At 24.2% G+C, this 669-nt stretch carries 2 protein-coding genes; both read right to left on the bottom strand.

What is annotated here, in order from left to right:
* Positions 1-159 (bottom strand): transposase (locus tag WJW32_RS14950; protein WP_445330241.1); only part of this gene is annotated, 159 nt, incomplete at its 3' end.
* Positions 143-586: a transposase family protein gene (locus WJW32_RS12330; protein ID WP_340258765.1), complete on the bottom strand. Its 444-nt coding sequence runs from the start codon at positions 584-586 to the stop codon at positions 143-145. The genes WJW32_RS14950 and WJW32_RS12330, both read right to left, overlap by 17 nt.
* Positions 587-669: the final 83 nt, after the last annotated feature.

Genomic DNA, 669 nt, shown 5'->3' with positions numbered 1-669 from the left:
TAACCATTTCTTTACATCTTCTAGTTCTCTTGAATTTATCATATCTATAATTCTATGAGAATCAATATCTATCATAATACTTCCATATGTATGTCTTTTTTTGAGAGCAAAGTCATCTATGCAAACTTTTGTTATTGCATTTTTATTTATTATTTTCATTTCTTTTTTTTAAGAGATTGCATATAGTACTTTTACCTACTTTTGCAACATGTCTGCTTAATATATTTGATGCTGTTATTGAACTTACATTCATAGATATATTGATTATTTCCTCTTCTAAACGTTTTGATTTTTTGCCTTTAGAAGATAAAAAATCATAGGTTTCTGCAAATGTTTTATGATTACAATTTGGATTATTACAAAACATTTTTCTGTTATTAATAATTATTACAACTTTTTTTCCTTGCAGGGGTAAATCTTGAAAACTTCGCTCATATCTAGAATGAACTTTTGAAGTTGGAGTATTACAGTAAGTACAAACTACTTCAAGTTTATTAGATTCTACCCAAATTTTAATAGTATCATCAGTTATTTCATGTTTAATATATTCTAATTTCTTATCTAATAATTTTATTAAGGCATTCATTTTAATAATCTCTTTTCTTTAGGATTTAATTATTAAATTATATCCTATTTATAAATCGAAATCAACTAACAGTGGAAAGAACC

It is taken from the genome of Tepidibacter sp. Z1-5, assembly GCF_037844525.1.
Lineage (GTDB): Bacteria > Bacillota > Clostridia > Peptostreptococcales > Peptostreptococcaceae > Tepidibacter_A.
This window is presented reverse-complemented; position numbering and strand designations above follow the sequence as displayed.

Coding starts and splice junctions, on each gene's coding strand:
- WJW32_RS12330 (WP_340258765.1), bottom strand. CDS start 586: ATGAATGCCTTAATAAAATTATTAGATAAGAAATTAGAATATATTAAA.